Annotated in this window: 24 protein-coding genes; 9 read left to right on the top strand and 15 right to left on the bottom strand. The window is 42.8% G+C overall.

What is annotated here, in order from left to right:
* The first annotated feature begins 45 nt into the window (after positions 1 to 45).
* Positions 46 to 744 (top strand): Crp/Fnr family transcriptional regulator, encoded by a 699-nt coding sequence (locus tag FTT87_RS00740; protein WP_180081051.1) that lies wholly within the window; start codon positions 46 to 48, stop codon positions 742 to 744.
* Between the two features lie 121 nt (positions 745 to 865).
* Here the strand turns inward: FTT87_RS00740 and slyD are convergent, their stop codons facing one another.
* Entirely contained in the window at positions 866 to 1,348 is a 483-nt protein-coding gene (slyD, locus tag FTT87_RS00735; protein WP_092819263.1) for a peptidylprolyl isomerase, read from the bottom strand.
* Positions 1,349 to 1,794: 446 nt separating this feature from the next.
* Positions 1,795 to 3,105, bottom strand: coding sequence for a D-alanyl-D-alanine carboxypeptidase PBP6B (locus FTT87_RS00730; protein ID WP_180043534.1), 1,311 nt, complete (start codon positions 3,103 to 3,105; stop codon positions 1,795 to 1,797).
* 180 nt (positions 3,106 to 3,285) lie between these two features.
* On the opposite strand from FTT87_RS00730, the gene FTT87_RS00725 reads away from it, so the two are divergent.
* Positions 3,286 to 4,989 (top strand): M61 family metallopeptidase, encoded by a 1,704-nt coding sequence (locus tag FTT87_RS00725; RefSeq protein WP_180043532.1) that lies wholly within the window; start codon positions 3,286 to 3,288, stop codon positions 4,987 to 4,989.
* 249 nt (positions 4,990 to 5,238) lie between these two features.
* On the opposite strand, the gene FTT87_RS00720 is transcribed toward FTT87_RS00725, so the two are convergent.
* The gene (locus FTT87_RS00720) at positions 5,239 to 6,030 is read right to left on the bottom strand and encodes an rRNA large subunit pseudouridine synthase E (RefSeq protein ID WP_166170249.1); all 792 of its coding nucleotides are present in this window, start codon (positions 6,028 to 6,030) and stop codon (positions 5,239 to 5,241) included.
* A gap of 194 nt (positions 6,031 to 6,224) precedes the next feature.
* Between FTT87_RS00720 and icd the strand changes: the two genes are divergently transcribed.
* Positions 6,225 to 7,478 (top strand): NADP-dependent isocitrate dehydrogenase, encoded by a 1,254-nt coding sequence (icd, locus tag FTT87_RS00715; protein ID WP_166170251.1) that lies wholly within the window; start codon positions 6,225 to 6,227, stop codon positions 7,476 to 7,478.
* Positions 7,479 to 7,752: 274 nt separating this feature from the next.
* On the opposite strand, the gene FTT87_RS00710 is transcribed toward icd, so the two are convergent.
* On the bottom strand, positions 7,753 to 8,931 hold the full coding sequence (locus FTT87_RS00710) for a YbfB/YjiJ family MFS transporter (RefSeq protein WP_180081049.1): 1,179 nt from the start codon (positions 8,929 to 8,931) through the stop codon (positions 7,753 to 7,755).
* 230 nt (positions 8,932 to 9,161) lie between these two features.
* On the opposite strand from FTT87_RS00710, the gene FTT87_RS00705 reads away from it, so the two are divergent.
* Positions 9,162 to 11,138, top strand: a complete 1,977-nt coding sequence (locus tag FTT87_RS00705) for an acyltransferase family protein (RefSeq protein ID WP_180174151.1) — start codon at positions 9,162 to 9,164, stop codon at positions 11,136 to 11,138.
* A gap of 75 nt (positions 11,139 to 11,213) precedes the next feature.
* Here FTT87_RS00705 and FTT87_RS00700 read toward each other — a convergent pair whose 3' ends face one another.
* Complete coding sequence (locus tag FTT87_RS00700) at positions 11,214 to 12,644, bottom strand: pyridoxal phosphate-dependent aminotransferase (RefSeq protein ID WP_180043527.1); 1,431 nt, start codon at positions 12,642 to 12,644, stop codon at positions 11,214 to 11,216.
* A gap of 228 nt (positions 12,645 to 12,872) precedes the next feature.
* On the opposite strand from FTT87_RS00700, the gene msrB reads away from it, so the two are divergent.
* Positions 12,873 to 13,292 carry a peptide-methionine (R)-S-oxide reductase MsrB gene (gene msrB / locus FTT87_RS00695; protein ID WP_180081045.1) on the top strand — a complete coding sequence of 140 codons (420 nt, stop codon included), beginning with the start codon at positions 12,873 to 12,875 and terminating at the stop codon, positions 13,290 to 13,292.
* The gene (locus tag FTT87_RS00690) at positions 13,289 to 13,771 is read left to right on the top strand and encodes a glutathione peroxidase (RefSeq protein WP_180081043.1); all 483 of its coding nucleotides are present in this window, start codon (positions 13,289 to 13,291) and stop codon (positions 13,769 to 13,771) included. The genes msrB and FTT87_RS00690 overlap by 4 nt, the downstream gene beginning before the upstream one ends.
* A gap of 185 nt (positions 13,772 to 13,956) precedes the next feature.
* Here the strand turns inward: FTT87_RS00690 and dapC are convergent, their stop codons facing one another.
* From dapC to FTT87_RS00665, 5 genes are all read right to left on the bottom strand, one after another.
* Complete coding sequence (dapC, locus tag FTT87_RS00685; protein ID WP_180174150.1) at positions 13,957 to 15,126, bottom strand: succinyldiaminopimelate transaminase; 1,170 nt, start codon at positions 15,124 to 15,126, stop codon at positions 13,957 to 13,959.
* A gap of 25 nt (positions 15,127 to 15,151) precedes the next feature.
* Entirely contained in the window at positions 15,152 to 17,818 is a 2,667-nt protein-coding gene (glnD, locus tag FTT87_RS00680) for a [protein-PII] uridylyltransferase (RefSeq protein WP_180043521.1), read from the bottom strand.
* Between the two features lie 30 nt (positions 17,819 to 17,848).
* Positions 17,849 to 19,063 (bottom strand): formate-dependent phosphoribosylglycinamide formyltransferase, encoded by a 1,215-nt coding sequence (gene purT / locus FTT87_RS00675; protein ID WP_180043519.1) that lies wholly within the window; start codon positions 19,061 to 19,063, stop codon positions 17,849 to 17,851.
* A 170-nt stretch (positions 19,064 to 19,233) separates the two neighbouring features.
* Positions 19,234 to 19,581, bottom strand: coding sequence for an L-valine transporter subunit YgaH (ygaH, locus tag FTT87_RS00670; RefSeq protein WP_180043517.1), 348 nt, complete (start codon positions 19,579 to 19,581; stop codon positions 19,234 to 19,236).
* Positions 19,571 to 20,326: an AzlC family ABC transporter permease gene (locus FTT87_RS00665; protein ID WP_086195040.1), complete on the bottom strand. Its 756-nt coding sequence runs from the start codon at positions 20,324 to 20,326 to the stop codon at positions 19,571 to 19,573. The genes ygaH and FTT87_RS00665 overlap by 11 nt, the downstream gene beginning before the upstream one ends.
* A gap of 104 nt (positions 20,327 to 20,430) precedes the next feature.
* Between FTT87_RS00665 and FTT87_RS00660 the strand changes: the two genes are divergently transcribed.
* Positions 20,431 to 20,910 (top strand): hypothetical protein, encoded by a 480-nt coding sequence (locus FTT87_RS00660; RefSeq protein WP_180043515.1) that lies wholly within the window; start codon positions 20,431 to 20,433, stop codon positions 20,908 to 20,910.
* Positions 20,911 to 21,134: 224 nt separating this feature from the next.
* The gene (locus FTT87_RS00655) at positions 21,135 to 21,314 is read left to right on the top strand and encodes a hypothetical protein (protein ID WP_180043495.1); all 180 of its coding nucleotides are present in this window, start codon (positions 21,135 to 21,137) and stop codon (positions 21,312 to 21,314) included.
* 133 nt (positions 21,315 to 21,447) lie between these two features.
* Here FTT87_RS00655 and FTT87_RS00650 read toward each other — a convergent pair whose 3' ends face one another.
* The gene (locus tag FTT87_RS00650; protein WP_180043513.1) at positions 21,448 to 22,149 is read right to left on the bottom strand and encodes a Crp/Fnr family transcriptional regulator; all 702 of its coding nucleotides are present in this window, start codon (positions 22,147 to 22,149) and stop codon (positions 21,448 to 21,450) included.
* A 101-nt stretch (positions 22,150 to 22,250) separates the two neighbouring features.
* On the opposite strand from FTT87_RS00650, the gene FTT87_RS00645 reads away from it, so the two are divergent.
* Positions 22,251 to 22,784 (top strand): DUF962 domain-containing protein, encoded by a 534-nt coding sequence (locus tag FTT87_RS00645; RefSeq protein ID WP_180043511.1) that lies wholly within the window; start codon positions 22,251 to 22,253, stop codon positions 22,782 to 22,784.
* A 66-nt stretch (positions 22,785 to 22,850) separates the two neighbouring features.
* Here FTT87_RS00645 and ychF read toward each other — a convergent pair whose 3' ends face one another.
* From ychF to FTT87_RS00625, 4 genes are all read right to left on the bottom strand, one after another.
* Complete coding sequence (gene ychF, locus FTT87_RS00640; RefSeq protein ID WP_086195044.1) at positions 22,851 to 23,942, bottom strand: redox-regulated ATPase YchF; 1,092 nt, start codon at positions 23,940 to 23,942, stop codon at positions 22,851 to 22,853.
* A 113-nt stretch (positions 23,943 to 24,055) separates the two neighbouring features.
* Positions 24,056 to 24,715 carry a methionine ABC transporter permease gene (locus FTT87_RS00635; RefSeq protein ID WP_180081041.1) on the bottom strand — a complete coding sequence of 220 codons (660 nt, stop codon included), beginning with the start codon at positions 24,713 to 24,715 and terminating at the stop codon, positions 24,056 to 24,058.
* Positions 24,696 to 25,766 carry a methionine ABC transporter ATP-binding protein gene (locus FTT87_RS00630; RefSeq protein ID WP_180081039.1) on the bottom strand — a complete coding sequence of 357 codons (1,071 nt, stop codon included), beginning with the start codon at positions 25,764 to 25,766 and terminating at the stop codon, positions 24,696 to 24,698. The genes FTT87_RS00635 and FTT87_RS00630 overlap by 20 nt, the downstream gene beginning before the upstream one ends.
* 10 nt (positions 25,767 to 25,776) lie before the next feature.
* Positions 25,777 to 26,607, bottom strand: a complete 831-nt coding sequence (locus FTT87_RS00625) for a MetQ/NlpA family ABC transporter substrate-binding protein (protein WP_180081037.1) — start codon at positions 26,605 to 26,607, stop codon at positions 25,777 to 25,779.
* Between the last annotated feature and the right edge of the window lie 11 nt (positions 26,608 to 26,618).

Below are 26,618 nucleotides of genomic sequence, written 5' to 3'. Positions count from 1 at the left end.
TTTATATATTAGGTTTTTTATTTTGAATGAGATCATAAATTTCATATGCTCAGTCGCGCAGAAAAATTACAGCAGATTTTTGGGCAGGATGCAGTGTTTTCTGCATTCAATGCACAATCCCATCAAACCTTATTGCAGCATGTGAAATATCTGCGTTTTTTACCACAGCAACAGATCTTGCATTATCAGCAAAAAATGAACGATATCTATGTACTGTTGTCCGGACGGATGCAGATTGGCTGGCTGCTCAGTGATGGCGAGTTTAAAGTCAGTGATTATGTGAAAATGTATTCGGTATTTAATCTGGTGCCATTTTTACAGAAAAAACCGCTGAATTTTGATTTTTATGCAGTAGAAGTAGTTGAAGTGGCTGTAATTTCAGGTCAGGTTTTTCTGGAACAATTACAACAGCAGCCGCAAGCCATGTGGCAGATCATTCAATTACTGAGTGAACGGATGTATGGTTTGATGGAGAAAAACCGTTATCTGCAAACTGCGAATATGACGCAAAAAATTGCACGTCATTTAATAACCTTGGGTCAACAGGCAAGACCAGTAGGTCAGGAAAAATCAACCATTCAATTTAAAATGAGCCAGCAGGAATTTGCCGAATTACTGCATGTGTCCCGGCAAACCTTAAACAAGCAACTACAATATTTTATCCAGCAACGCATTGTAGAGTGGAATTATAGCCAGATCAGGATTATCGATATGCAGCGCCTAAAACAGCTTAGCCAGTTCTAAAGAGATGGCTGAAAAATTGCCCTGCTCACTGAAATGATTGCGGATAATTGAATGGGATAAAAAATTCAAGGCAATAAAAAAGGCAAAGTCAAAACTTTGCCTTTTATGATCGCGGGCGATCTTAGTGGTGATGACCACCAGCACCGTGTACGTGACCGTGTTCTAATTCTTCAGCAGAAGCTGCACGAATTTCAACGATTTCAACTTCGAAAGTTAAATCTTGGCCAGCAAGTGGGAAGTTAGCATCTACAACAACGTTGTCGCCTTCAACTGCTTTAACAGTCACGATTTGAACGCCATCATCAGTTTGAGCTTGGAATTGCATACCAGGTTGGATGTTGTCTACACCTTGGAACATTTGAGCTGGAACTTCTTGTACGAGGTCAGGGTTGTATTCACCATAACCTTCAGCAGCAGGAACGTTTACAGTGAATTTTTCACCAACAGTTTTGCCTTCTAAAGCGTTTTCTAAACCAGGGATGATGTTGCCCGCACCGTGCAAATATGCAAGTGGTTCACCTTGTGATTGGTCGAGAGTTTCGCCCTCTGCGTTAGTCAACGTGTAGTGGAAAGAAACCACGAGGTCATTTGCAATAGCAGTCATGTTATTGATCCATTCAATTTTTTAAGGGTACATCATAAAGTGAAAAGTAGGTTTTGTAGACTAGATTTAGCAAAAATCTGCATTTTTCCCACTCTTATGGTGTTTTTTTAATAGTGGGGATGGTTTTTTTAATTTCAATGAAATTTTAATCTTTTTAGCTGTTTTTCTTGTGACAAAATCCAGAGCTCTTGATTTGTCCAGTCATACGCCAGTAGTTTGATAATGGTTTAACAACACGACAAGACTTTGAGTGGGAAATTTGAGCATACTATACGGGGACAGGGAGGAAAGTTGAATTTGAGCTGTCAGGCATTTAGCAGTCATTATTGGTCAGTAAAAAGAAGATGATATATACTTACCATCTTCTTTTTATTACTTTTATCCAAATGATTATTTTATGAATAAGATTGTTCTGTCATCTGACTCAAGTCAAAACTATTCATCCTTTAGCGTAGAGGATAAATTTTGACCCGAATGTCATCGCTTGAGAAAAAACTAAAAAGCTGTTTAAACCAGAGGGCAATTTTCTGGAAAAAATTGGCTTCTTCAATTTGCACATCATTTTCAATGGCAATGGTGCGGATCAACTGGTTATTTTGATAAACCTGCACGGTGGCCAGTTGCATAACTTTGGCTAAAGGAGCAGTCAGGTATTTTTCCGTGATTTCAACATTTAAGTGGGTCTTGGTTTCTTGTAAGGGCTCAATGGCTTGAATCGTACCATTGCCTGTATTCAGCATAACACGCTGATTGACCGTATCATAAGTTTGCAGATCAATCGCATAAGGCTGATCATATAAAGACGTCGTCACAATTTGCGGTTTGCTGGTTTCCAGTTTAAACATTTTTAAAGTAGATTTCACCACCGGCAATTCAGCAATCAGCTGCTTGTCTTTAATCGCGACCTCATTACGGGTATAGGTATAGGCCATATCCATCAGGGTGTGGGCAACTTCTGCACGTTTTAATGCATTTTTTGTACCCATCACCACCACAATCAGGCGACGTTCAGGTAGTGCAGGATTACCAGTAGGGCGGTGTGCAGTCAAAGCCAGGTTATAACCTGCCGCTTTAGTGAAACCTGTTTTTAAACCATCCACACTTGGGTCAAACTTGAGTGCCAGATTGGTTGCGCGGTGAAAACGCTGGTTATAGCTGAAACTTGGCATGACTGAATAATGCAGATATTCAGGCGTCTGAACGGTCAGTGCTTGACCCAGCAGGGCCATGTCATGAGCAGATGAGTAATGGTCCGGCATGGTCACGCCTGGTGCATTGGCAAAATGCGTATCCTTCATTCCTAAGGCTTTGGCTTCTTTATTCATGCGTTGGATGAAAGCTGGTACAGTACCTGAAATACGTTCTGCCAAGGTCACTGCCGCATCATTGGCTGACATCACGATCAAACCTGCCAGAAGCTGATCTACAGTAATCTGATCACCTTGTTTAAGATACATTTGCGACTCATCCCACTGCACCATTTTTACCACTGGTGTCGCCGTGATGATTTCATCCTTTTTTAAATGACCGGCTTCAATTTCTTTCAATGCAATATACGCAACCATCATTTTGGTCATGGATGCCGGTGCACGTTGCTCATGGCTATTGTGCTCTGCAATGACTTGACCTGATTGGGTATCAAGAATGGTCCATGCCTGGGCTTCAACGCTTTCAGGAACAAGGTTGAGTAATGCAGCATTGACTATCGTGGAACACAATAAACTTAAGGATGCGAGGAGATAGATGACAGCTTTCAATGATCTTCCTTATTTACCAATCCATTGGTGGTAGAAATGCAAAAAATATGAGGAATGCTATGCCTTTTTTTTAAGAATGGCTAGTCGGAATTGCAGACAATTGCGACAGTTCAGCATTGCCGGACAAAAAATGCTAAGCTAATTGTTAAGTTAACTTTTTTATATTTTATATTGCCCATTATGTTGCATTATCAAATCGAATTTGACGATTATCGTCAGCATCTTATTCACGTGACACTTCGCTTTTTAGCTGATCCAACTCAAGTCCTTTCTCTACCGACCTGGATTCCGGGTAGCTATCTGATTCGCGAATTTTCAAAGCATATTGAGTCAGTTCGTGCTTATGATGAAGATGGGCGCATTTTACAAATTCAGAAATTTGAGAAGAATAAATGGCGTTTATTTAATACCGATCATGAACTGATTACGGTGGAATATGATGTCTATGCCTATGACTTGTCTGTACGCGGTGCCTATGTGGACCAAACACGTCTCTATGTGAATCCGGCCTGTGCATGTTTGGGACTAGAAGGGCAGGAAGATAAAGCGGTTGAAGTTGAAGTGTTCCTTCCAGATGAACTGAAACATTTCCAGCTGGCAACCGGTTTAATGGCTAAAAGTCTGGTTAAAGGTCGTTATACCTTAAAGGCGGATAACTATGCCCAGTTGATTGATTCACCCTTTGAGCTGGCAGAACAAACACGTTTTAGCTTTGAAGCTAATGGTATCCCGCATGAATTTGTGGTGTCTGGCAAACATGCCATGAATGCGGCGCGTATGCAGCAAGACATTGAAAAAATATGTAGCACTGAAATTTCAATGTTTGGTTCTGCACCATTTAGCGATTATACCTTTATGACTATGGCGACAGGCAATAGCTATGGAGGCTTGGAGCATCCGAACAGTACCAGTCTGATTACCCCGCGTGATGACTTGCCTAAAGCAGATGAACCTGCTGAACCATCAGCGGATTATCAGCGTTTCCTGGGTTTATGCAGTCATGAATATTTCCACTCTTGGTTGGTAAAATTTATTCGTCCTGAAAATTTCGTCAATTATGATTTAAACAAAGAAGGCTACACTTCGCTGCTTTGGATTTTTGAAGGTTTCACTTCGTATTATGACGATTTGATATTGCTACGTAGTGGGGTGATTTCTCAAGAATCATATCTGAAATTGTTAAAAGCACAGATTGACCGCTATTTACAAAATCCGGGACGCGCGATTCAAACCGTTGCAGATTCAAGTTTTGATGCTTGGGTTAAATTCTACCGTCAGGATGAAAACTCCAATAACGCCGGCACCAGCTACTACAACAAGGGTTGTTTAGTAGCGCTGTGTCTGGACTTGGGCTTGCGTTTGCGCGGTTCAAGCCTGGATGCCTTAATGCGTAAATTGTATAAAAATGCGCAAAATGGTGTTCAAGTTAATGAACGTACCATCTTCGAATTGTGTAATGAGTTGACCGGTGATAACTGGCTTGAACAGATCAATCATTTGATCAATACCACAGATGAATTGCCGTTAGATCAGTTGCTTCCCGAATTTGGTTTAAGTTTTGACGTTAAAAATGACAAGTCTTTGCCATTTGGCTTAAAGCTTGCCGATAAACCTGAAGGTGTGGTGATTCAAACTGCACGTCGAGAAGGTTCAGGGGGGAAAGCAGGTCTTTCTGCCCAAGATGTTGTTATCGCGATTGATGGCTTGAAAGCAACGACTAAACTTGTTGAAAAATATGCAAAACAAGAGGGAACGTACACTGTACTAGCTTTCCGCCGTGATGAGTTAATGACTTTTGAAGTTCAGGCGGGTGGTTCTGAATTGACGGAAGTTGAACTCAAAGTTGAAGATCAGGCCAAAGCTGAGAAGTGGTTAAAGGCTTAATTTGTATACTCTTTAAACTTCATGTAAAACCGATGCTTAGGCGTCGGTTTTTTATTTATCTAAAGAAAAATCAATAAAAAGAGAAGAACCAGTTATTTTGCAGGATTTTTCAAGGAAGAAAATAATTGGCATCAGATTAAGACGTACTATATATTGAGCCAAGTTGATGAAGCATATGACAAGTTAAATCTATAATACTTATTAAAGAAAAAAGCCCACTTTCGTGAGCTTTAATTTGAATACTAAAAATTAACCGCGACCACGCCCACGCCCACGCGGTGCTTTGGTATTCGGACGCGTTGTACCATTGGTCTTACGACGCGGTTTCTCGCTTTCATCCATTTGCCAGATACGTTTCGTACCAGATGACTTCTTCACGGAACCATCTTTGTTCTTGCGAACCATTGGCTTACCGCCTGTACCACCCGGTTTTTTCACATAAGAACGTGAACGGTAAGGTTCTTCCGCAGGTACATCTTTAAAGTCCGGGTATAACAAAGGCTCGATTTCTTTGGTTTCACCTGGTTGTAAACCCAATTGAACAAGATCAATAGAACCAATTTTCGTACGAATCAAACGTAAAGTTGGAAAACCTACCGCAGCAGTCATACGGCGAACCTGGCGGTTACGACCTTCACAGATTGAAATTTCAATCCAAGAGGTGGGCACAGATGCACGGAAACGAACTGGTGGATCACGGTCCCATAACCATTCTGGCTGTTGCACTTTAATGGCTTTGCCCGGAAGGGTCATACCATCTTTCAGTTCAACCCCTTTACGCAGCTGTTCAAGCGCTTCTTCAGTGACATCACCTTCAACCTGTACCAGATAGGTTTTAAACTTCTTGTTGGCCGGGTTGGTAATAAATTGGTTTAAACCGCCGTGGTCGGTTAAAAAAACTAAACCTTCAGAGTCCATATCTAAGCGACCCGCCAAACGCAAAGTCGGATCGTCTACGAAGTCAGCCATGGTCATGTGTGCTTCGTCTTTACGGAATTGGGAGAGGACGTCATAAGGTTTATTGAGAATGACGATTTTCATAGCAAATAACTTCTTTAATTACATAAGACTAAAAAGGTTAAGTTTTATTCAATGGGGAAATGTTGTTATTTCCCGTATAAATCTTAAACACAATGGAATTCAATTAAACTATTATGCGTTAAGAAAGGACGAAAGTATTGCCTAATCGGCAATTATTTTTAGATATCGCTAGATACAAAGGGAGAACCTAGACAATGGGTTATCAGAAGATCGTTGTTCCTGCGGATGGTAGCAAAATTACCGTAAATGCAGACTTGTCACTCAATGTTCCAAACAATCCTATTATTCCTTTTATTGAAGGTGACGGTATTGGTGTAGATATTACACCGGCCATGAAAGCAGTGGTTGATGCTGCGGTTCTAAAAGCTTACGCTGGTAAACGTTCGATCGAGTGGATGGAAGTATACTGCGGCGAAAAAGCAGACAAAATCTACGGCACTTACATGCCGGAAGAAACCTTTGAAGCTCTTCGTGAATTTGTTGTTTCTATTAAAGGCCCGTTAACAACCCCGGTTGGCGGCGGTATCCGTTCTCTAAACGTTGCATTACGTCAGGAATTAGACCTGTACGTATGTGTACGTCCAGTGCGCTGGTTTGAAGGCGTACCTTCTCCGGTTCAACATCCTGAACTGACGGACATGGTGATTTTCCGTGAAAACTCTGAAGATATCTATGCAGGTATTGAATGGAAAGCAGATTCACCAGAAGCCAAAAAAATCATTCGATTCCTGAAAGAAGAAATGGGTGTGACAAAAATCCGTTTCGAAGAGAATTGCGGGATCGGGATTAAACCGGTATCTAAAGAAGGTACTCAGCGTCTGGTTCGTAAAGCGATCCAGTTTGCGATTGATAATGACAAGCCAAGCGTGACGCTGGTTCACAAAGGCAACATCATGAAGTACACCGAAGGTGCATTCAAGGAATGGGGCTATGAAGTTGCGCTTGAGCGTTTTGGTGGCGAACTTCTGGATGGTGGGCCATGGGTTAAAATCAGAAACCCTAAAACTGGTAAAGACATTATCATTAAAGATGTGATTGCGGATGCCTTCCTGCAACAAATTTTGATGCGTCCTGCCGATTACTCGGTGATTGCCACGCTGAACCTAAACGGTGACTATATTTCTGACGCGCTTGCTGCCGAAGTGGGCGGTATCGGGATTGCACCGGGTGCCAATATCGGCGGAGCCATCCAGATGTATGAGGCGACTCACGGGACTGCTCCTAAATATGCCGGTCAGGACAAAGTCAATCCGGGTTCAATTATTCTTTCTGCTGAAATGATGCTGCGTGACATGGGCTGGACTGAAGCGGCTGACTTGATCATCAAGGGTATTTCCGGTGCGATTGCCAATAAAACAGTGACCTATGACTTTGAACGTTTAATGCCGGACGCGACTTTGTTACGTTGTTCGGAATTTGGTCAGGCGGTCATTAACAATATGGAATAAGTCATTTGACCTGAATCTGTATGAAAAAAACCTGCGCATGTCGCGGGTTTTTTATGGTTACGGTACACGATGTTTTATAGATCAGGAGCGAAATTTATCATGCAATCTGCACAATAGCATGAATAGTTAAGCGGTATGTTCTAGCATCGAACAAACGCGAGCAAGAAAGTCAGTATGCATCTTATTGCGACCGTTATGCTCATTTTTGGAGGTCAGTCCCGGTATCTGGTGGTGCAGCAGGCATATGTATGCCATCTGCCTGAATCGAAACAGGTTATGCTGGCTCACTGGTTTTGAATTTAGCTGTACGAGTATGCCAGACCAGTTGTAATGTTCCCAATAATAAAACTATCGCAGCCAAGACAAACTGTTGATGATAAGTCACGCCAAAATGTTGCAGAGTGCTAAAACTTAATCCGCCAATCAGCTGCACAGATGCAAAGCATAGTGTGGCAATACTCCAGAGCTTTTTATACGCCAGACCATAGAGTTGCAGAATGGTATAGGAGGTTAAAAACACCACTGCCGGATTGAGCATGCCGGTAAAAAAGGAAGAAGCAAAAGTCAGCACTGAACTGGTGTTTAAGGTTGCAATAAAAATGGCTACTATATACAGACTGTAAAGAATTTTCAGGGCGAAAAAATTGCCAAATTTTCTTGCCAGTGAATAGGCAGTAAAAGCCCCGAAAGCACTTCCTAAGCCATACAGAATCCAGTTGAAATTGATCCAGAACAGGTTCAGACCCAGTTCATGGCTCAGGTAGTCAATCCAGAATAATGAATGTGGAATATAGGCAAATGCACTGCAGGCATACACAACCAGCAAACTATAAAAGATTGTGTTGAGTGGAGTTTTAGATTGAGCCTGCACTGTTTGTGCAGACAGATGATGCTTAAATTGTTGCAGTAAAATACTTAAGCAGGCACAAATAATCAGCGCGAAACCACATAAAATCAGCCAGGCAGTCTGTATGGAAATTTGGTCCAGATAAGGCAGGAACAGGGTCGCCAATAAAACTCCCAGACCAATTCCGCTAAAACCAATAAAATTGATTTTAAAACGGTCCTGAATCTCACAGCATTGTGCCACCACACTCGGGGATAAAATCATCAGCAGGCCGCCACTGATTCCCGAAATTACACGCCAAAAAATATACCAGGCTTGCGGAAAACCGGAAAATGCACAGCACATTAAACTGAACATTCCGGCAATTGCAGCTATCTGAATATATAGGGTCATGCTTTTGTTTTGAGGTAGTCGCATGGCTGCAAAAGCACCCATCAGATAACCGAGTAAATTGGCACTACCTAAAAGACTGGCAAAACCTGTTGACCAATCAAACGCTTCACGCGTGCTGGGTAACAAGGCGGTATAGGAGAAACGTAAAATACCAATCCCCAAGCACATACTGAGGCATAAAAAAAGACTAAGCTTGATATTGGTTGAGGACATCCATGTACTCACAGTATTTATTATTCATTCATCATATAAATAGCATGTGTACCGAACAATAAACAGGATCAGAACAAATAAACACTATAAAAACACGCATGCATACGTGATTAAGTAATCTTTAAGAGTGGTTCTATAAAATTGGCCAAGATATAAATCTTTTATTTTGTAAATTGAGTTTTCTGAATAAAGGCATACAATTTTGCTTCTTTATTATACTTTGTGAAATGATGAATTTCTCCTATCGTGCTGATATCGATGGCTTAAGGGCAATCGCCGTTTTATTGGTGATTTTTAACCATGTCGGATTATCTTTCTTTTCAGGAGGATATATTGGTGTGGATATCTTTTTTGTCATTTCAGGTTATTTAATTACCCTCATTTTAACCCACGATATTCAGTGCAAACGGTTTTCTATTGCACGGTTTTACAAGAAACGTGTGGTACGCCTGGCACCTGCTTATTTTACCGTACTCAGCGTTGTCAGTATTATTGCCTGGCAGGTGATGCTACCTGGGGATCTGACGCAATATTTTGACAGTGTGATGTATGCCACTCTGCTCATGGCGAATATCTATATGCGCAATGAGGTGGGAGATTACTTTAGTCAGGATGCCGAAGGTATTCCTTTATTGCATTTATGGTCGCTTGGGGTTGAAGAGCAGTTTTATATTTTCTGGCCGTTATTGTTGTTGCTGTTTGTTGGAAAGGTGTCGCGTAAATATACCTGGGCCATCATCACGACATTAATCGTGACTTTACTATTTTATGCCCAGCACACGTTAATGCAAAATGCAGAGAAGGCCTATTACAGTATGCCGGTACGTGCCTTTGAGTTGCTGATTGGTGCATTGATTGGCTTCCTGCCTCAGCTCAAAATTCCGGAAAAATTACGACAAAGTCTGGTTTGGGGTAGCTTAATCACGTTGTTTGCCACAGCAGTATATTTTAACCAACAGACACCTTTTCCTGGCGCAATGGCGCTGATCCCGTGTTTGGCAACTGCATTTATCATTTATCTCGGGCAATGTTCACCCTCAAGTAATGTGTTACTGAGCAATCGTTTAAGCACCTGGATCGGAAGAATTTCTTATCCCTTGTATTTATGGCACTGGCCGATTATCGTGTTATTCGGCATTTATATGCAGCCATTAAATGTCGAAAATCAGGTGGTGGTTGTATTATTGTCCATCCTGTTGGCATTTTTAACCTATCAGCTCATCGAAAAACCCAGCAAACGTTTTGTGATGGCGGCGAATTACAAGGTGATCATTATTGGTTTTCTGCTGCCAGCCCTTAGTTTTATCGCCATTGCCAAGACCGTCAATATCAATCAGGGTTTTCCAGACCGGTTTCCACATTCTGTTTATCTTAAACAGGAAGCACTCAACTCATTTGCCCATATCATCCGAAATAAATGTATGGATATTGAGGACCCGAAAGCTTTACCACAACAGGATGACTGTGTATTGGGCAAGCGGAAAACGGCTATCGATTTTTTGTTGATTGGTGATTCGCATGCCAACGCTTATAGCGCAATGCTGGATGTCTGGGCCAAAGATGCCAATTTACGCGGTTATGATGTCACACAAAGTTCAACCTTCTATTTACCTGGAGTGCGGCGTTTTGAATCTAATTTTAATCGCTGGGAAGAGCTGAGCGAATTTAAATTAAGAAATGATGCGATTACTGCCCATCTTGCAAAAACACATTACCGCACCATTATTTTAGCCGGTTCTTATGTGCCATATTTTGATGGTGAAGTGAAACTGCAAGATGGTGTTCATCATTCCAATGCAGAGATATTTAAAACCGGTTTTATGAAAGCCTTGAGGATTGCTTCTCAGTCCAGTGATCAGGTCATTCTGCTGAATGATGTCCCTCGGCTAGATAGAGACGGGGTGCCGGCAGACTGTAACCTTCGCAATGAAATTTTACATACCCATGCGCCATGTAGTATCTCAAGAAAGAATTATGAGACACAGTTACTACAATTTAACCGAATTGTTGCAGAGGCAAAACGGCAATACCCTGACCTGAAAATTATTGATCCAACCAAGGCAATGTGTGATCAGCAGGCGTGTAAAATTATGATTAATCATGTGCCTTTATATCGGAATAAAGACAGTAATCATATTAATAATCAGGGTTCTAGAGAATTAGGTGCTGAATATTTAAAACAGTTTGGCAATCCGCTCAAAGACTAGCACTGGCTAACAGCAGGCACAAAAAAAACCGCGTGATCAAACGCGGTTTTTTTAGCAATCTCCGAAATCAGGACATTAGCGCATTTTTGACAGGAAGCGACCTAAACGGGTAATCGCTTCACGTAATTCATTTTCGGCCGGCAAGAATACCACGCGGAAATGGTCTGGAGTCGGCCAGTTAAAACCGGTTCCTTGAACCAGTAACACTTTTTCCGCACGCAATAAGTCGAGCATGAATTTTTCATCATCTTCAATTGGGTAAATTTCCGGATCCAGTTTAGGAAAACAGTACATGGCACCTTCCGGTTTTACGCAAGAGACACCCGGAATGTCATTTAGCATTTCCCAGGCAATATTGCGTTGCTCATATAAACGGCCACCCGGACGGATCAGGTCATTAATCGACTGATAACCGCCTAAAGCAGTTTGAATGGCATATTGCGCCTGATGGTTGGCACATAGGCGCATCGATGCCAACATGTCCAAGCCTTCAATATAGTCTAAGGCACGTGATTTATCACCGGTAATGGCCATCCAGCCTGAACGGAAACCTGCAATACGATACGCTTTAGACAGACCATTAAACGAGATGCAGAGCTGGTCACCGGCAAGTGCAGCAACAGCAACATGCTCAATGCCATCATAAATAATTTTGTCGTAAATTTCGTCAGCGAACAAAATCAGGTCATATTTTTTTGCCAGATCAACAATTTGTTGCAATACATGACGTGGATATACTGCACCCGTCGGGTTGTTTGGATTGATAATCACAATACCACGGGTATTGGGTGTGATTTTACTTTCCATATCCGCAATGTCTGGATACCAGAAGTTTTCCTCATCACATTTATAGTGAATTGCGGTACCACCAGACAGGTTTACGGCAGCTGTCCATAATGGATAATCCGGCATAGGCACCAGCATTTCATCGCCGTCATCCAGCAAGCCCTGCATCGCCATTACGATCAGTTCAGACACCCCATTACCTACATACACATCATTCACATGCATGTTGAGAATGCCTTTTTGCTGGTAATACTGGCAGATTGCCTTACGCGCAGGGAAAATCCCTTTTGAATCGGTATAACCTACCGCATTGGGCAGGTTTAAAGCGACATCATTAATAATTTCTTGCGGCGCTTCGAAACCGAATGGGGCAGGGTTACCGATATTCAGTTTAATAATCTTATGCCCGGCTTCTTCCATTTCGTTGGCCGCTCGTAACACAGGTCCGCGAATGTCGTAGCATACATGCTCGAGCTTAGACGATTTTTTAATTTCGCGTGGGGTGTGGAAAGTGTTCGGCATTTTTATGTTCTCGGAAAGAGTGGAGGTCACTTTTGCATAACGGTATAAATAGCTTTTAAATGTCTCGGTTGTTACCAGATCGAGATGATGTTCATCTCTGAGTAAAGCAACAATTTTTTCATGCGTAAAACCTGTCTGTTGATATTGTTTAATCACAGGCAGCAGATTTTTAAAAATTACGCTCTTTTTCTGCGACATTTTTTAATCCTGAGCAAGAGTAGGATTAAGCCTAACACTAAATTTGCTTACAAAAAAGCATTTAATTTTCAGAATTGCTTACCATGATTTTATATTTGCTTACTTTTTGCTTTTTGAGTCATTATATTGATTTTGTAAATTGTTGAATAAAGACTAGAAATTTAAGATTGAATGACGTAAATATACGATTATCCTATTTTAAATAGCACGATATAAAGGGACGTCATCATGGGAAAACTCAATAAAACAGAAAGAGAATGGCAAAGAGAGTTATCACCAGAAGAGTTTCGCATTACGCGACAAAAGGGGACGGAGCCAGCATTTACCGGTAAATACTGGAATACCAAGCAGGCAGGGACTTATCTTTGCCGTTGCTGTGGGACAGAATTATTCTCTTCCGAAACTAAATATGACAGTGGTAGTGGCTGGCCAAGTTTTTATCGCCCTGTAAATAGTTCGGTCATTGAAGAACATCAGGATTCGACGCATGGTATGGTCAGAACTGAAATTGTTTGCCATCATTGTGGCGCACATTTAGGCCATGTTTTTGAAGATGGTCCACAACCTACAGGATTGCGCTATTGCGTAAATTCAGCTTCTTTAGAATTAAAAACACAAGAAAAAAGTGACGAGGAAACCTATCCATGACCAACATTTATCAGTTTGAGGCTGAGTTGTTAGATGGAAAAAATAAATCATTTACCGATTATCAAGGTAAAGTTTTATTAATTGTAAATACCGCAAGTAAATGCGGTTTTACTCCCCAGTTTGCTGGTCTTGAAAAGTTGTATGCAAAATACAAAGATCAGGGGTTTGAGGTATTGGGATTTCCCTGTAATCAGTTTGGTGGGCAAGATCCGGGTTCCAATGAACAGATTGGTGCATTCTGCCAAAAAAATTACGGCGTGAGTTTCCCGATGTTTGCCAAAGTGGATGTAAAAGGGCCTGAAGCGCACATTTTATTTCGCTATTTGACCAATAACAGTAAAGGAATTTTAGGCAATGGCATTAAATGGAATTTTACCAAATTCTTGATTGGCAAAGATGGCAAGGTGCTCAATCGTTTCGCACCCACCACTAAACCTGAAGAGCTGGAAAGTGAAATTGAAGCAGCTTTAGCGCAGTAAGCTGGAATAATAGAAAATAAATAAAATAGGGCGATTCATGAATCGCCCTATTTTATTTTACAGACTTAGAAATCTATTTCATTTTCACAAATGCAATCAACAGGTCATTTAATCCATACGCTATAAGCCAATCATCCACTGGTGAAACAGTGGATGATGCTTGATCTTATTGTCCCTTTAATTCATTAAAGAATGGCTTTAAGACGCTGAATGGCTTGTTCACATTGTGCGATATCGGCGACCAATGCCATACGAACATGATTTTCACCTGGATTGCCTTGCTCAGTATCACGTGACAGATAACGGCCAGGCAGGACTTTAATATGGGCTTTTTCCATCAACATTTTGGCAAAATTTTCATCATTGTCTACTTTTAACCAGTAATAGAAACCTGCATCCGGTTTTTTCAGTGGCAGTAAATGCCCCAGTTCATTTTGGAATAATTCAAATTTGGCACGGTACAACTTACGGTTTTCTTCTACATGCACTTCATCATCCCATGCCGCGATTGACGCCAGCTGGTGCTGAACCGGCATGGCAGCACCATGATAGGTACGGTATTGTAAATATGGTTTCAGTAAAGTGGCATCACCGGCAACAAAGCCGGAACGCATACCCGGCAGGTTTGAACGCTTAGACAGGGAGTGGAACACCACACAGTTTTTGTAATCATCACGGCCGATTTCAGCACAGACTTCAAGCAAGCCTACTGGTGCCTCATCAAACCAGAGTTCTGAATAGCATTCATCTGAGGCAATGACAAAATTGTACTGGTCTGAAAGTGCGATCAGTTTTTTAAATTGCTCTTTTGACAATACTGCACCAGTCGGGTTGCCTGGGGTACAGACAAATAGCAATGCAGTTTTTTCCCACACTTCTGCAGGAACCGCATCAAAATCACCCAGATAGTTATTTTCTTCTGTGCAATTAATGAAGTAAGGTTTGGCACCCGCAAGCAAGGTTGCACCTTCATAAATTTGATAGAAAGGATTTGGCATCACCACATAAGGGGTATCTTCACGGTTCACTAAAGCCTGAACAAAAGAAAAAATGGCTTCACGAGTTCCAGAAACTGGCAATACATTGCTCTCTGCACTGATGCTATTGAGCTTGAAGCGACGTGTGAGCCAGTTGGCAATGCTTTGACGTAATTCAGGTAAGCCTTTGCTGTTCGGGTAAGTCGATAAATGCTGGAAGTTGTCAATAATGGCCTGTTTTACAAACTCGGGTGCCGGATGCTTTGGCTCACCAATTGATAAGGCAATAAGGGGTAAATCTGCAGTTTGGATATCCTGAAAAAGCTTATTTAACTTTTCAAAAGGATAAGGATGCAATAATGACAAACTTGAGTTCATGAAATCGATACCGCGTAAATTTAAGTTAGTGGTGACCAGAGACTAGACTTGAGGCTTCATCCAGAGCTGACTTCAATTGGGCAGCAAAAATTTCAGCTTCTGAATCAGTCATTGGCTTACCATCTTTTTTGGTGACAAAGAAAATATCTTCTGCACGCTCACCCAAGGTAGCAATTCTAGCAGAATGAATATCTAAACCCTGCATCATAAATAAACCACCTACTTTAGCAAGTAAACCCGGATGGTCGAGCGTTGCAATTTCAACCATGTTTTGCTGTAAAGCGGCATTCAGGGTGATATCCACGGTATTTTCAATATCAAAATGGCGTAATTGGCGTGGAATACGACGTTGCATTAAGCCCGGGTATTTATCTGACTCGCTTAACGCCTTGACCAAAGCATCAATAACCGTCTGTTCACGCTCAGGGTCGGTCAGCAAGGTACCAAAACGATCTAACACCACATAGGTGTCCAGACTAAAGGCCGTTGATGCGGTGATAATCCGTGCATCCTGAACGTCCAGATTCATCCGGTCCAAAATGGCAACGGTGGTGGCAAATAGATTCGGTTGATCCTGAGTGTAAATAAAGATCTGTACCGCATCTTGTGCCGACTGGCGATGGGCACGCATCAAGACCAGAGGTTCGGTGTTGTTGCCATGCTGCAATATGGCACGGGTATGCCAGGCAATTTCATCGGCTGATTCTTTAATAAAATATTCATCGCCCAGTTCTTGCCAGACTTTTTCGACATTGGCCAGAGAGAAGTCATTGACCAATAATTCACTGGCAGCAAATTTGGTGTCTTCAATCAGCATTTGATAATCCACCGGATGTCCAAGACCGGTACGAATCACATCCCGTGCATGGGTATAAAGCTGACGCATTAAGGAAGCACGCCAGGTATTCCAGAGTTTGGGATTGGTCGCGTTAATATCTGCAACAGTTAAGGTATACAGATAATCCAGATGCTCCATATCACCGAGTTTTTCAGCAAAATCTTGAACTACATCCGGATCGGAAATATCTTTTTTCTGTGCAGTCATCGACATCAGTAAATGACTTTGAATCAGCCAGGCCACCAGATTGCATTCACGTTCGGTAAAGCCATGTTTCCGGCAGAATGCAATCGCATCTTCTGCACCCAGTTCACTATGGTCACCGCCACGGCCTTTGGCAATGTCATGGAACAAGGCCGCCAGATAAACAATGTCGCGACGGCGAAGACGTTGGAACACTGAACTGACCACCGGGAAATCTTTGGCAAATTCAGGTTCTTTAAAGCGGTTTAAATTACGCAGCAATAACAGGGTATGGGCATCTACGGTATAGATGTGGAACAGGTCATATTGCATCAGCCCCATAATTTGCCCAAAGGCCGGAATATAATTGCCGAGCACGCCATAACGTTTCATCGCCACCAGCGTATCATACAGGCGATGCGGTGAACGGATGATCGCCATAAACAGGGCTTGGTGTTCGGGATTATCGCGATAATCTTGATTAATGCGTTTGGCTGCAAGGGTGAGCAGACGTAAAGTGCGGGCACGGATGCCTTCAATTTCAGGGCGATTTGCCAATAAATAGAAGATTTCCAGGATTGCACTGGGACGTTCCGAGAAAATTTTATGATGCTGTACCGCTAGTTTGCCATCGACCAGTTTGAAATTTTCGTTAATTTCTTCAATTTTACGTTCGTAGTTGGGCAAACGTGGGGTAATCACAGATTCATTAAAGTAAGCCAGCAGCATTTCATTTAAGGTGGATACCTGCTGTGCGCTACGATAATAACGCTTCATGAATTGTTCAATCGGATAATTCGGCGATTTATCTTCTTCACGTGTATAGCCAAACAGGGCCGCAATATCACGCTGATAATCGAACAATAAGCGGTTTTCATCGCGTTTGGTGAGGCGGTGCAGATGATGACGGATTTCCCATAAAAAGCTTTCAGCTTCTTCTAGCACACCCAGTTCGAACTCTGAAATAAAGCCTAAATGCACTAGGTCATAAATACGGTTGACCCGGAAGTGACGTTTGGCAATCCAGCCAATCTGGTTGATATCGCGGATGCCTCCCGGCGCATTTTTAATGTCCGGTTCCAGATTGCTTTCGGTATTGTTGTGCTGAGCATAGCGCTTTGCCTGCTCATCCATTTTGGCATCAAAAAAGGTTTTATCGGTCCAGGTTTGCGAAACAATACGGCGTGGCCATTTGGCCAAATGCCGGTTACCACTAATTAAACGCGATTCAATCAGCGCAGTCGCGACGGTCAAATCATTGGTGGCCTGTTCCACACATTCGTAAATGGTGCGTACACTAATACCGGGTTTGAAATTACCGACATCCCAAAGCGAGGAGATAAAAGTAGAAATCAGTTTTTCCTGCTCGGCAGTAATATCATTTTCCGATAAAATCATGATATCGACATCGGAATAAGGCAGCATTTCCCGACGGCCATAACCACCCACGGCAAACAGGCCCAGATCGGTCTGGTCAAGTTCAGCATGTCTCCAGAGAAACTCCAGGGCTTCATCAATCAAATGGGAGCGGGCCAGGATAATTTCCCGGATTGACTGTCCATTTTCAAAACTTTCCTGAAGCTGATTTTCAACATCGGTGCGCCATTGATTGATCGCCTGAATGTCATGGTTACTTTTAACGTAATTCAGCAGTGGAGAAGTATTGATCATGAACAGTGGTCCGTTAATAAGGTTACAAGTTTAGTTTTGTTGAACACTGACTTGAGACGCAGTCTCTAGTGCAAGTTTACGTGCCTGATCTGTTGTTTCAGCACGTGCAGTTGCGACCCCCATACGACGACGTTTAAAACCTTCGGGTTTACCAAAAAGGCGTAAATCGGTGTTTGGGTTGGCTAAAGCAAGATTTAAGCCAGAAAAAGACAAATTGCGATCATCAACGCCTGCATAAATGACGGCACTGGCTGCAACACTATGACGAGATGTATTTACCGGCAGACCTAAAATGGCACGTGCATGTAATTCAAATTCGCTCTGGAATTGCGATGCAAGGGTAACAAGCCCTGTGTCATGCGGACGTGGAGATACTTCACTAAACCATACTTTATCGCCTTTGACAAACAGTTCCACGCCGAAAATACCGCAGCCGCCTAAAGCAGCCGTGACTTTATGTGCAATGCGCTTAGCTTCTTCTAAAGCCACTGGAGTCATGGCCTGAGGTTGCCAGCTTTCGACATAATCGCCAGAGTCCTGACGGTGTCCAATCGCGTCGCAGTATTGGGTTTCGATTTCACCTGTTTCAGCATTTTTGGCACGAACTGTGAGCAAGGTAATTTCAAAGTCAAAATCGATTTGTGATTCCACAATCACTTTACCCTGATTGACCCGGCCACCGGTTTGCGCATATTCCCAGGCCTCATCGACTTCATCAAAGTTCTTAACTCGTGATTGTCCCTTGCCGGAAGAAGACATTACCGGTTTAACAAAGTTGGGATAGCCAATGTCATCACAGGCTGCACGGAATGATTCAATCGAGTCGGCAAAACGGTAAGCTGAGCTCGGCAAGCCCAGTTCTTCTGCTGCCAGACGGCGAATGCCTTCGCGGTTCATGGTCAGGTTGACGGCTTTTGCTGAAGGAATCACGGTGGCAATATTTTGTTGTTCGATTTCAACCAGAACCTGAGTTGCGATGGCTTCAATTTCGGGCACAATCAGATTGGGTTTGATTTTTTCAATCAGTTGTTTGAGTTCTTCGGCATCTGCCATATTCAAGGTATAAGCATAATGTGCAACTTGCATGGCAGGAGCATGGTCATAACGGTCTGCTGCATGAACTTCTACACCTAAACGTTGCAGAGAAATCACCACTTCTTTACCAAGCTCTCCTGAACCTAATAACAAAACTTTAAAGGCAGAAGCTTGAAGGGGAGTACCAATAGTCACGCTCATGTAAATCATCCATGCTTGATTTTATGGACTTTTAGCATAGCAGAACTGATTGGTGAATTAAGCCCGGATTCACATAAAATAATGATATTGTCCAACAATTTTATTTATAAAGTGATCTCTAGCCTTAATTTTAACTCCCGCTAAGTCGCCCCTTTAAAAAGAGGAGACTTTTAAAACACTTAGAAGGAAACGGGCAGATAAGTGTAAATCAAACCATAGGTCAAGGCGGCGGTTAAAGTCGCCGGGACAATCTTCTTAAACTTAAAATAGAGCCCGGTTAAGGTCAGGAAACCTACAAGCATGGCGAAGCTTTTATTGGGGCTTTCCATCAAGGGGGGGAGAGTTGCCACCACCAGCATGGAACTGATCGCGGCAATGCCAATACTGCCTAAAGCTATTCTGATCCAGACTGAGCCACGCTTTTGAGAATTTTGCTGATGTTTTTGAATGACATAAAAAGGACCAAAACGCGAAGCAAAATTGGCAATGCCGACAATGATCCCGACCAGAATAATTTCAAGATTCATGGGCTTCTCCCAATGCATCATCATGCTGTTTTAAAACATAGTGTTTAAATAGGCCAGCCAAAATACCGGATAAGATGCCAATAAAAATGGCTGCTGACAAATTAATGAAATAGCAGGCAATCGCGGAAACAATTAAACAGACCGTGACAATAAAGGTATGTTTCTTTTCAAAGGCAGCGAGCAGGAAGCTGAGGAATAAGGCTGGCAGCAAGAAATCCAGCGCGGCTTGTAAAAACTGCGGTAAGGCACTGACCTGGTCGGCAAACAATCCACCCAGGAAAGAACCTAAAGCCCAGGACATCCAGCTAAACAGGCTCAAGCCCAGCATCCAGGACTCTGACCATTCCTGACGGCGTTGTGACAGTTTAATCATGCCCGAGGCAAACACTTCATCGGTCAGGCCCCAAGCCCAGACGGCAGTTTTCTTTAAATTCAGCTTGTCCTGAATCAGGTTTTGCAAGGCCGGACCGTAAAGTACATGACGAATATCTAACGCAATCACGGTGAGGGCAGTCATCCATATAGATGTACCACTACCCAGTAAAGCCACGACCAGAAACTGGCTGGCACCGGCATACATGGAGCAGGATAGAAATAGTGCTTCCCAAGAGCTAAAACCGAACTGGCTGGCCGAAACACCAAAAGCAAATGAAACAGGAAGATAAGTAAAAATAATGGCTTGGCTGTCTTTAGCACCTTGCCAAAAGCCGGCAGCTTGAACTGGAGGGATTTTGTGCTCAGACACGACACACCTTTGCGGGAGAGTTGAACAACAGGTCAAATGATGATTGAGTATTGTACTCGAATTCACTAGCATAGTGCCGAATTGTTTATCTAAGCGAGCCTGATATGAGGATGTTGAAGACGCGTGGAATGCTGATTGTTTCTTTATTATGCAGTAGTGTTTTGCTACAGGCTTGTGGAAATGACAGTAAGAATACTGAAAAACCTGAAATTAAGCCGGCACCCAAGCTGACCAATGATGCCACCACTTATGCCAACGAAGCCTGGAAATTCATTAATCAGGTGGATGGTTTGGTCTATGCCAAAAAACTGGATGTATTGGAAGAACAGGTCCGTAAACCTGCACGCAAGCTCAGCACGGATTGGCGCATTAATGTCAAAATGACTGATTCCGTGACTGAAGGTAAATATGCGCTCTGCCGTAAAGCCCTGACCAGTCTGGAAATCTGGGCGCGTGAGACGATGGATCAATCTAGCTCAGTGGCCCAGAAACAGGCCGATTACGAACGTGATAAACAGCAATGTAAGGATGCGATTGAGCATCCGCAGCTGGGCAATACCGATCCGAAAAAGGTCGGAGTTTAAAAAATAAAAACGGGGCAAAGGCCTCGTTTTTTTATGCCTTAAATGTCATGGTATTTTCTTTTTGTTATAGTTTTAAAGAATGAGTAAGAGAATAAAACGATAATCTGATAAATATATAGAATTATCTTAAAATGATAAATTATGTATAATAATTTGTGTTTTTATGATGAAAAATTCAATTTAATTCTAAATGTATTTAACTTTAGTAACGATCAGGAGTAATAATGATGTTAAATAAAGTGTTTTTATCTATAAGTATAGCTGTCGTTATAAGTGCTTTGAGTAGTGTTGCCACAGCTGCAGAGCCGCTACAAGCCATCCAGTCATCATCGGACAATGAATATGAAGTTGCGCCATGCACCAATGGTTTTGATGATGTCAATGTGTGCCAATTACGTTCATAAGCACGATGTGTAAAATAAATCCATCATCAGGCAAGTTATTCACCTGTCATGCTTGGCCATAAAATGGCTTATGCTGCAACGGTATACATCTCTGAATTATTTTCATAGTTTAAAATTTCATTCATCTTCCGATTTAAGTATTGGGAAAGGCATGCGCGATGCGATGCAGTTCCGCTACATCCAAAATTTCAATTTTCTTAAAAGATACGCACAAAATATTTTGCTGTTCCAACGCTTGTAGTTCCTGATTGATGGTTTGTCGGGAGCAGGTCAGCATTTGTGCCAGTTGTTCCTGGGATAAATGAATGACATTGTTTTCAATACTTAAATGATTGCCATAGCCATTTAAAATAAACATCAGGCGTTGTGCCAAACGCTGGCTGATGCTTTGCGTTTGAATGGAAATCAGTTCTAAAAAAGCAAAGCGCAATTTTTGACTGGTCAGTTGCGCAATGTGATACCAAAAAACTGGATGTTGTTGCAGCAGGGATTGTAGTGCGGTACTCGGTATATGCAGGAGCAGGCTTTTTTGCGTTGCAATCGCATCGTGCGAACGGGGCTGGGCATCCACCAGCGAGATTTCGCCAAACCACATAACCGGTTCAACAATGGCAGCCACCGATTCCTTGCCATGAATGTCAATATAACCTAGGCGAACCGCACCTTCTAAAACGGCATAGATCCCATTAAATATATCTCCTGAACGGAAGATGCTTTGTTCCTTGTCAAAACGCTGCTGCACAGCACAGTTCACAATAAAATCCTTAAATACCGCAGGCAATTGTGCAAACCAGATATTCTGCTCTAAATGTTTAATATAAATGGGTTCGAGCATTTTTATTCCTTTTTAATCTGAGTTGTCGGCTAGCTGACAACTTGTCCTGGTATTTTTTTATATAGTGAAATGAAAATATAAGTCTAACAAGGAAGACGGTCATGACCAAATTAGAACAATTACTGAGCCAGTATGCCGCCTATCATCTGGACCAGAAAAATATTTATACCCATTTTGTGGGTATTCCATTGATTGTATTTTCAATCATGTGTCTGACTGCACATGCCGGTGTGGTCATTTCAGGTGTCGAGCTGACTTTGGCTTTAGGATTACTACTGGCAAGTATAGTGTATTATCTCAGTCTGGACCGTATCTTTGGCCTGATCATGTTGCTCATCTATGCGCTTGCTTATCCATCTGCTTACAGGATTGCGCAGCTGGATACGACGGTCTGGTTAAGCTTGAGTATTGGCATTTTTGTGGTGGGATGGGTATTCCAGTTTGTGGGCCATTTTTATGAAAAGAAAAAACCGGCTTTTATGGATGATGTGATTGGTCTGGCGATCGGCCCTTTATTTGTCTTGGCTGAAATGGTGTTTATGTTCGGGTTTCGGAAAGAGCTGGAGCAACGTATGCTGGCAGAAGCTCGTAAGCAACGCGCTGTAATGGATGCCAAGACCGTGAATCTGAACTGAAAACAGCTCTAAATAAAAAAGCCAGCATCATGCTGGCTTTAAACTGTTTTGAAACGTCAGAATGGTTTAAACGTTAAAACGGAAGTGCAGCACGTCACCGTCCTGAACCACATAAGTCTTACCTTCCAAACGCCATTTACCGGCTTCTTTCGCGCCAGCTTCGCCGTTGTATTGCACGAAGTCATCATAAGCAATACATTCAGCGCGGATAAAGCCTTTTTCGAAGTCAGTATGAATCACACCCGCTGCTTGAGGCGCAGTAGCACCGACTTTGACGGTCCAGGCACGAACTTCCTGCACACCCGCAGTAAAGTAAGTCTGTAAGCCAAGCAGGCTGTAACCGGCACGAATCACGATGTTCAGGCCTGGTTCTTCCATGCCCATTGCTTCTAAAAATTCAGCGCGGTCTTCATCTTCAAGCAATGAAATTTCAGCTTCAATCTGGTTGCACAGCGGAACCACAATGGCATTTTCTTCAGCGGCCAATTTTTTAACCGCTTCCAGATGAGGGTTGTTTTCAAAACCATCTTCAGCCACGTTGGCAATATACATGGTTGGTTTTAAAGTCATTAAACCGAAACCACGTACCAGTTTGCGTTCATCATCATCCAGATTGGCTGCACGGGCAGGTTTACCTTCATCCAGTAAAGGCAAAATTTTGTCTAGTACCGCTTTAGTGGCAACAGCATCTTTGTCGCCCCCTTTTGCAGATTTAGCCAAACGCGTTACGGCTTTGGTCACAGTTTCCAGATCAGCCAGTGCAAGTTCGGTATTGATGGTTGCAATATCATCCAGAGGATCAATCTTACCGTTTACATGAATCACGTTTTCATCTTCAAAACAACGAACCACGTGTGCAATCGCATCAGTTTCACGGATGTTTGCGAGGAACTGGTTACCCAAACCTTCACCTTTAGATGCACCTGCAACCAGACCGGCAATATCCACAAATTCCATCGTGGTTGGAAGCACGCGTTGTGGTTTAACGATTTCCGCAAGTTTGTCCATGCGCAGGTCAGGTACAGGAACAATACCGGTGTTTGGTTCGATGGTACAGAACGGGAAATTTTCTGCAGCAATAGCAGCTTTAGTCAATGCATTGAAAAGTGTAGATTTACCAACGTTCGGCAAGCCGACAATACCGCAATTAAAACCCATGAAATGACTCACAACGTGTTATTTAAAAATTGCCGCTGATTTTACATGAAAGCCATGACAAAGTCAGGTCATGGCTGGATGCTTTGTTGAAAACTCATAAAATGGATAGGGATTTAAATTTTGCGTTTATCCAGTTGGCTGGAGATGGAATCGCCCGTGGCCTGAACCAGCATGACCAGAATCACCAGCACGACAATCACGGCAAGCATAATCTGCATATCAAAACGCTGATAACCATATCGGTAGGCAATATCGCCTAAACCACCTGCGCCAATGGCACCAGCAATCGCCGATGAGTTGATCATGGTCACCAAAGTCACGGTAAAGCCTGCCACAATCCCGGGCAGCGCTTCAGGTAGCAGCACATGCCAGATGATCTGCTTGCGGTTACAGCCAATCGCTTGGGCGGCTTCAATCAGACCCTGATCGACCTCGCGTAAACTGACTTCTGCAATGCGGGCAAAGAAAGGTGTGGCTGCCAAGGTTAAAGGCACTACCGCAGCCCAGACCCCATAACTGGTGCCGACAATCCAGCGGGTCAATGGAATGAGTGCTACCATTAAAATTAAAAACGGTACTGAACGGGTAATGTTAACTACCCAGCCTAAAGCGTGATTGACGCTTTTGGAAGGATAGATGCCATGTTCGGCAGTACTGACTAAAATGACAGCGATGGGCAAGCCAATAAAAAAGGCAACCAGGGCAGATACTCCCACCATCAACAAAGTGTCAATAGTGCCGCTAAGTAATAAATCAATGAGCTGGTCGTGCATAGCCAATGACCTCAATCTGTGCAATGTACTGTTTTAATTTCTGCTGGAGTAGTGTGGTATTTATATGCAGATCGGGGATTGCCACAATAAAACTGCCGACCAGATGGTTCTGTATGCTATCGATATGACTTTGATAGAGATGAACTGGATGATCGAACTGCTCGAAAATCACTTTCAAATCTGGTGAATGCTGAACACTGGAGGCATAACGCAGTTTTAAAATGCTATGTGAACTGTCGGCAATAATCTCTGGCGTTAGCGAAAAAGGCAATTCCAGCTGTTCCAGATTTAGCAATTCCTGAGTAATCTGCTGCTGTGGATTAGAAAAGACCGACCACACTTCACCCGCTTCAACAATTTCACCATGTTCAATCACCACCACCTGATCGCAAATTTCACGAATGACCTGCATTTCATGAGTAATCAGCACAATGGTGATGCCGAGTTTCTGATTGATTTCCTTGAGCAGGGACAGCACCACAGAAGTACTTTCCGGGTCCAAGGCCGAAGTAGCTTCGTCACACAGCAAAATTTCCGGATGGTGAACCAGCGCCCGGGCAATCCCGACACGCTGCTTTTGTCCGCCCGATAATTGGGACGGATAGTTGTGTGCTTTTTCACTCAAACCGACCAGTTGCAAGACTTCATTGACCCGAGCTTCAATCTCATCTTTGTTATAGTTGGCGACTTTGAGGGGTAGGGCAACATTTTCCCATACGGTCTTGGCCGACATTAAATTAAAGTGCTGGAAGATCATGCCAATACGCTGACGCAACCGGATCAGTTCAGCATGTTTTAGTTCAGCCAGATCTTGCTGGTGAATGTGAATATGACCTTCACTGATCTGTTCCAGACCATTTAAAGTTCGGAGCAATGAAGATTTACCTGCGCCACTTTTGCCGATAATGCCAAAAATTTTGCCTTCCGGAATATCCAGGTTGATGTTTTTCAAGGCATGTACCGATTGACCCTGTACTTCATAATATTTGTTCAGGTTTCTGATCTTGATATGGGGAACAGAGAAGTCCACCTGTGAACCAAAACTCACCATCGTATTCTCCTTATTTCCAGCCCGGGAACCAGAGTTTGGCACCGAAATCTGCATCCAAAGCCTGTTTCACTTTTGGCGAGTTTTGATAGATCTCGACAAATTTTTTCAGCTTGTCGTTTTTATCTTGGTAATCCTCACGCACGGCAAACAGGATGGCATAACGGTTGTCCTTGTTAGAGTCAAATAATAGTGCCTGTTCGGGATCAGCGGTTTTGGCTAAACGCAAGTAGTGCGGATAACCAAAAGCCAGGTCGACCTCATCAATTGCACGTGCGGTTTGTGGACCTTCGACTTCAACAAACTGCAAGTTTTTCGGATTGCTTGCGATGTCTTTCAGGTTAGACAGATGGTTTTTAGGGTCTTTCAGGGTGATCAGTTTTGCCTGTTGCAATAAAAGTAGAGCACGGCCTTGGTTTACAGGGTCGTTTGGAACCACAACTTTCGCGCCATCTTTTAACTCATCAAAGCTTTTGATTTTTTTGGAATACAAACCCACATGCGTGGCTGCACCTTTGGCAAAGGCTTTGATTTTAAAGTCGGTTTCTTTTTTGGCATTATCCAAAAAGGGGTGATGCTGGAAGAAATTGGCATCAATATCACCGTGATTCAGGGTAATGTTGGGCGTATTCCAGTCGGAAAATTCCACCAGTTTCACATTCAGGCCTTGCTGTTTGGCCTCGACTGCTGCCACCTGTAAAGGCTTGGCAAATGAAGGGCTAATGCCAATCACCAGTTCATCCGAAGCGGCTTTTTTTTGTTGATTCCAGACCACCAGTCCAATAATGACTGCGGCAATAATCACCCCGATAATGGTCAGTTTGGTTTTTGCTGTTTGTGCCATGTTGCACCTCA

Source organism: Acinetobacter sp. YH01022 (assembly GCF_013420235.1).
In the GTDB taxonomy this organism is placed as follows: domain Bacteria; phylum Pseudomonadota; class Gammaproteobacteria; order Pseudomonadales; family Moraxellaceae; genus Acinetobacter.
The sequence above is the reverse complement of the archived record's forward strand: the minus strand, read 5'-3'. Positions and strand labels throughout refer to the sequence as shown.

Bases quoted from the DNA above. Each gene is read 5' to 3' on its own strand.
- FTT87_RS00630 (WP_180081039.1), bottom strand. From the start codon at position 25,766: ATGGTGAGTTTTGGTTCACAGGTGGACTTCTCTGTTCCCCATATCAAG.
- FTT87_RS00635 (WP_180081041.1), bottom strand. From the start codon at position 24,715: ATGCACGACCAGCTCATTGATTTATTACTTAGCGGCACTATTGACACT.
- FTT87_RS00710 (WP_180081049.1), bottom strand. From the start codon at position 8,931: ATGTCCTCAACCAATATCAAGCTTAGTCTTTTTTTATGCCTCAGTATG.
- FTT87_RS00650 (WP_180043513.1), bottom strand. From the start codon at position 22,149: ATGCTCGAACCCATTTATATTAAACATTTAGAGCAGAATATCTGGTTT.
- FTT87_RS00660 (WP_180043515.1), top strand. From the start codon at position 20,431: ATGAGGATGTTGAAGACGCGTGGAATGCTGATTGTTTCTTTATTATGC.
- ygaH (WP_180043517.1), bottom strand. From the start codon at position 19,581: ATGAATCTTGAAATTATTCTGGTCGGGATCATTGTCGGCATTGCCAAT.
- slyD (WP_092819263.1), bottom strand. From the start codon at position 1,348: ATGACTGCTATTGCAAATGACCTCGTGGTTTCTTTCCACTACACGTTG.
- icd (WP_166170251.1), top strand. From the start codon at position 6,225: ATGGGTTATCAGAAGATCGTTGTTCCTGCGGATGGTAGCAAAATTACC.
- FTT87_RS00645 (WP_180043511.1), top strand. From the start codon at position 22,251: ATGACCAAATTAGAACAATTACTGAGCCAGTATGCCGCCTATCATCTG.
- FTT87_RS00720 (WP_166170249.1), bottom strand. From the start codon at position 6,030: ATGAAAATCGTCATTCTCAATAAACCTTATGACGTCCTCTCCCAATTC.
- FTT87_RS00625 (WP_180081037.1), bottom strand. From the start codon at position 26,607: ATGGCACAAACAGCAAAAACCAAACTGACCATTATCGGGGTGATTATT.
- purT (WP_180043519.1), bottom strand. From the start codon at position 19,063: ATGATTTACATGAGCGTGACTATTGGTACTCCCCTTCAAGCTTCTGCC.
- FTT87_RS00705 (WP_180174151.1), top strand. From the start codon at position 9,162: ATGAATTTCTCCTATCGTGCTGATATCGATGGCTTAAGGGCAATCGCC.
- glnD (WP_180043521.1), bottom strand. From the start codon at position 17,818: ATGATCAATACTTCTCCACTGCTGAATTACGTTAAAAGTAACCATGAC.
- FTT87_RS00700 (WP_180043527.1), bottom strand. From the start codon at position 12,644: ATGTCGCAGAAAAAGAGCGTAATTTTTAAAAATCTGCTGCCTGTGATT.
- msrB (WP_180081045.1), top strand. From the start codon at position 12,873: ATGGGAAAACTCAATAAAACAGAAAGAGAATGGCAAAGAGAGTTATCA.
- FTT87_RS00690 (WP_180081043.1), top strand. From the start codon at position 13,289: ATGACCAACATTTATCAGTTTGAGGCTGAGTTGTTAGATGGAAAAAAT.
- FTT87_RS00655 (WP_180043495.1), top strand. From the start codon at position 21,135: ATGATGTTAAATAAAGTGTTTTTATCTATAAGTATAGCTGTCGTTATA.
- FTT87_RS00740 (WP_180081051.1), top strand. From the start codon at position 46: ATGCTCAGTCGCGCAGAAAAATTACAGCAGATTTTTGGGCAGGATGCA.
- FTT87_RS00725 (WP_180043532.1), top strand. From the start codon at position 3,286: ATGTTGCATTATCAAATCGAATTTGACGATTATCGTCAGCATCTTATT.
- dapC (WP_180174150.1), bottom strand. From the start codon at position 15,126: ATGAACTCAAGTTTGTCATTATTGCATCCTTATCCTTTTGAAAAGTTA.
- ychF (WP_086195044.1), bottom strand. From the start codon at position 23,942: ATGGGTTTTAATTGCGGTATTGTCGGCTTGCCGAACGTTGGTAAATCT.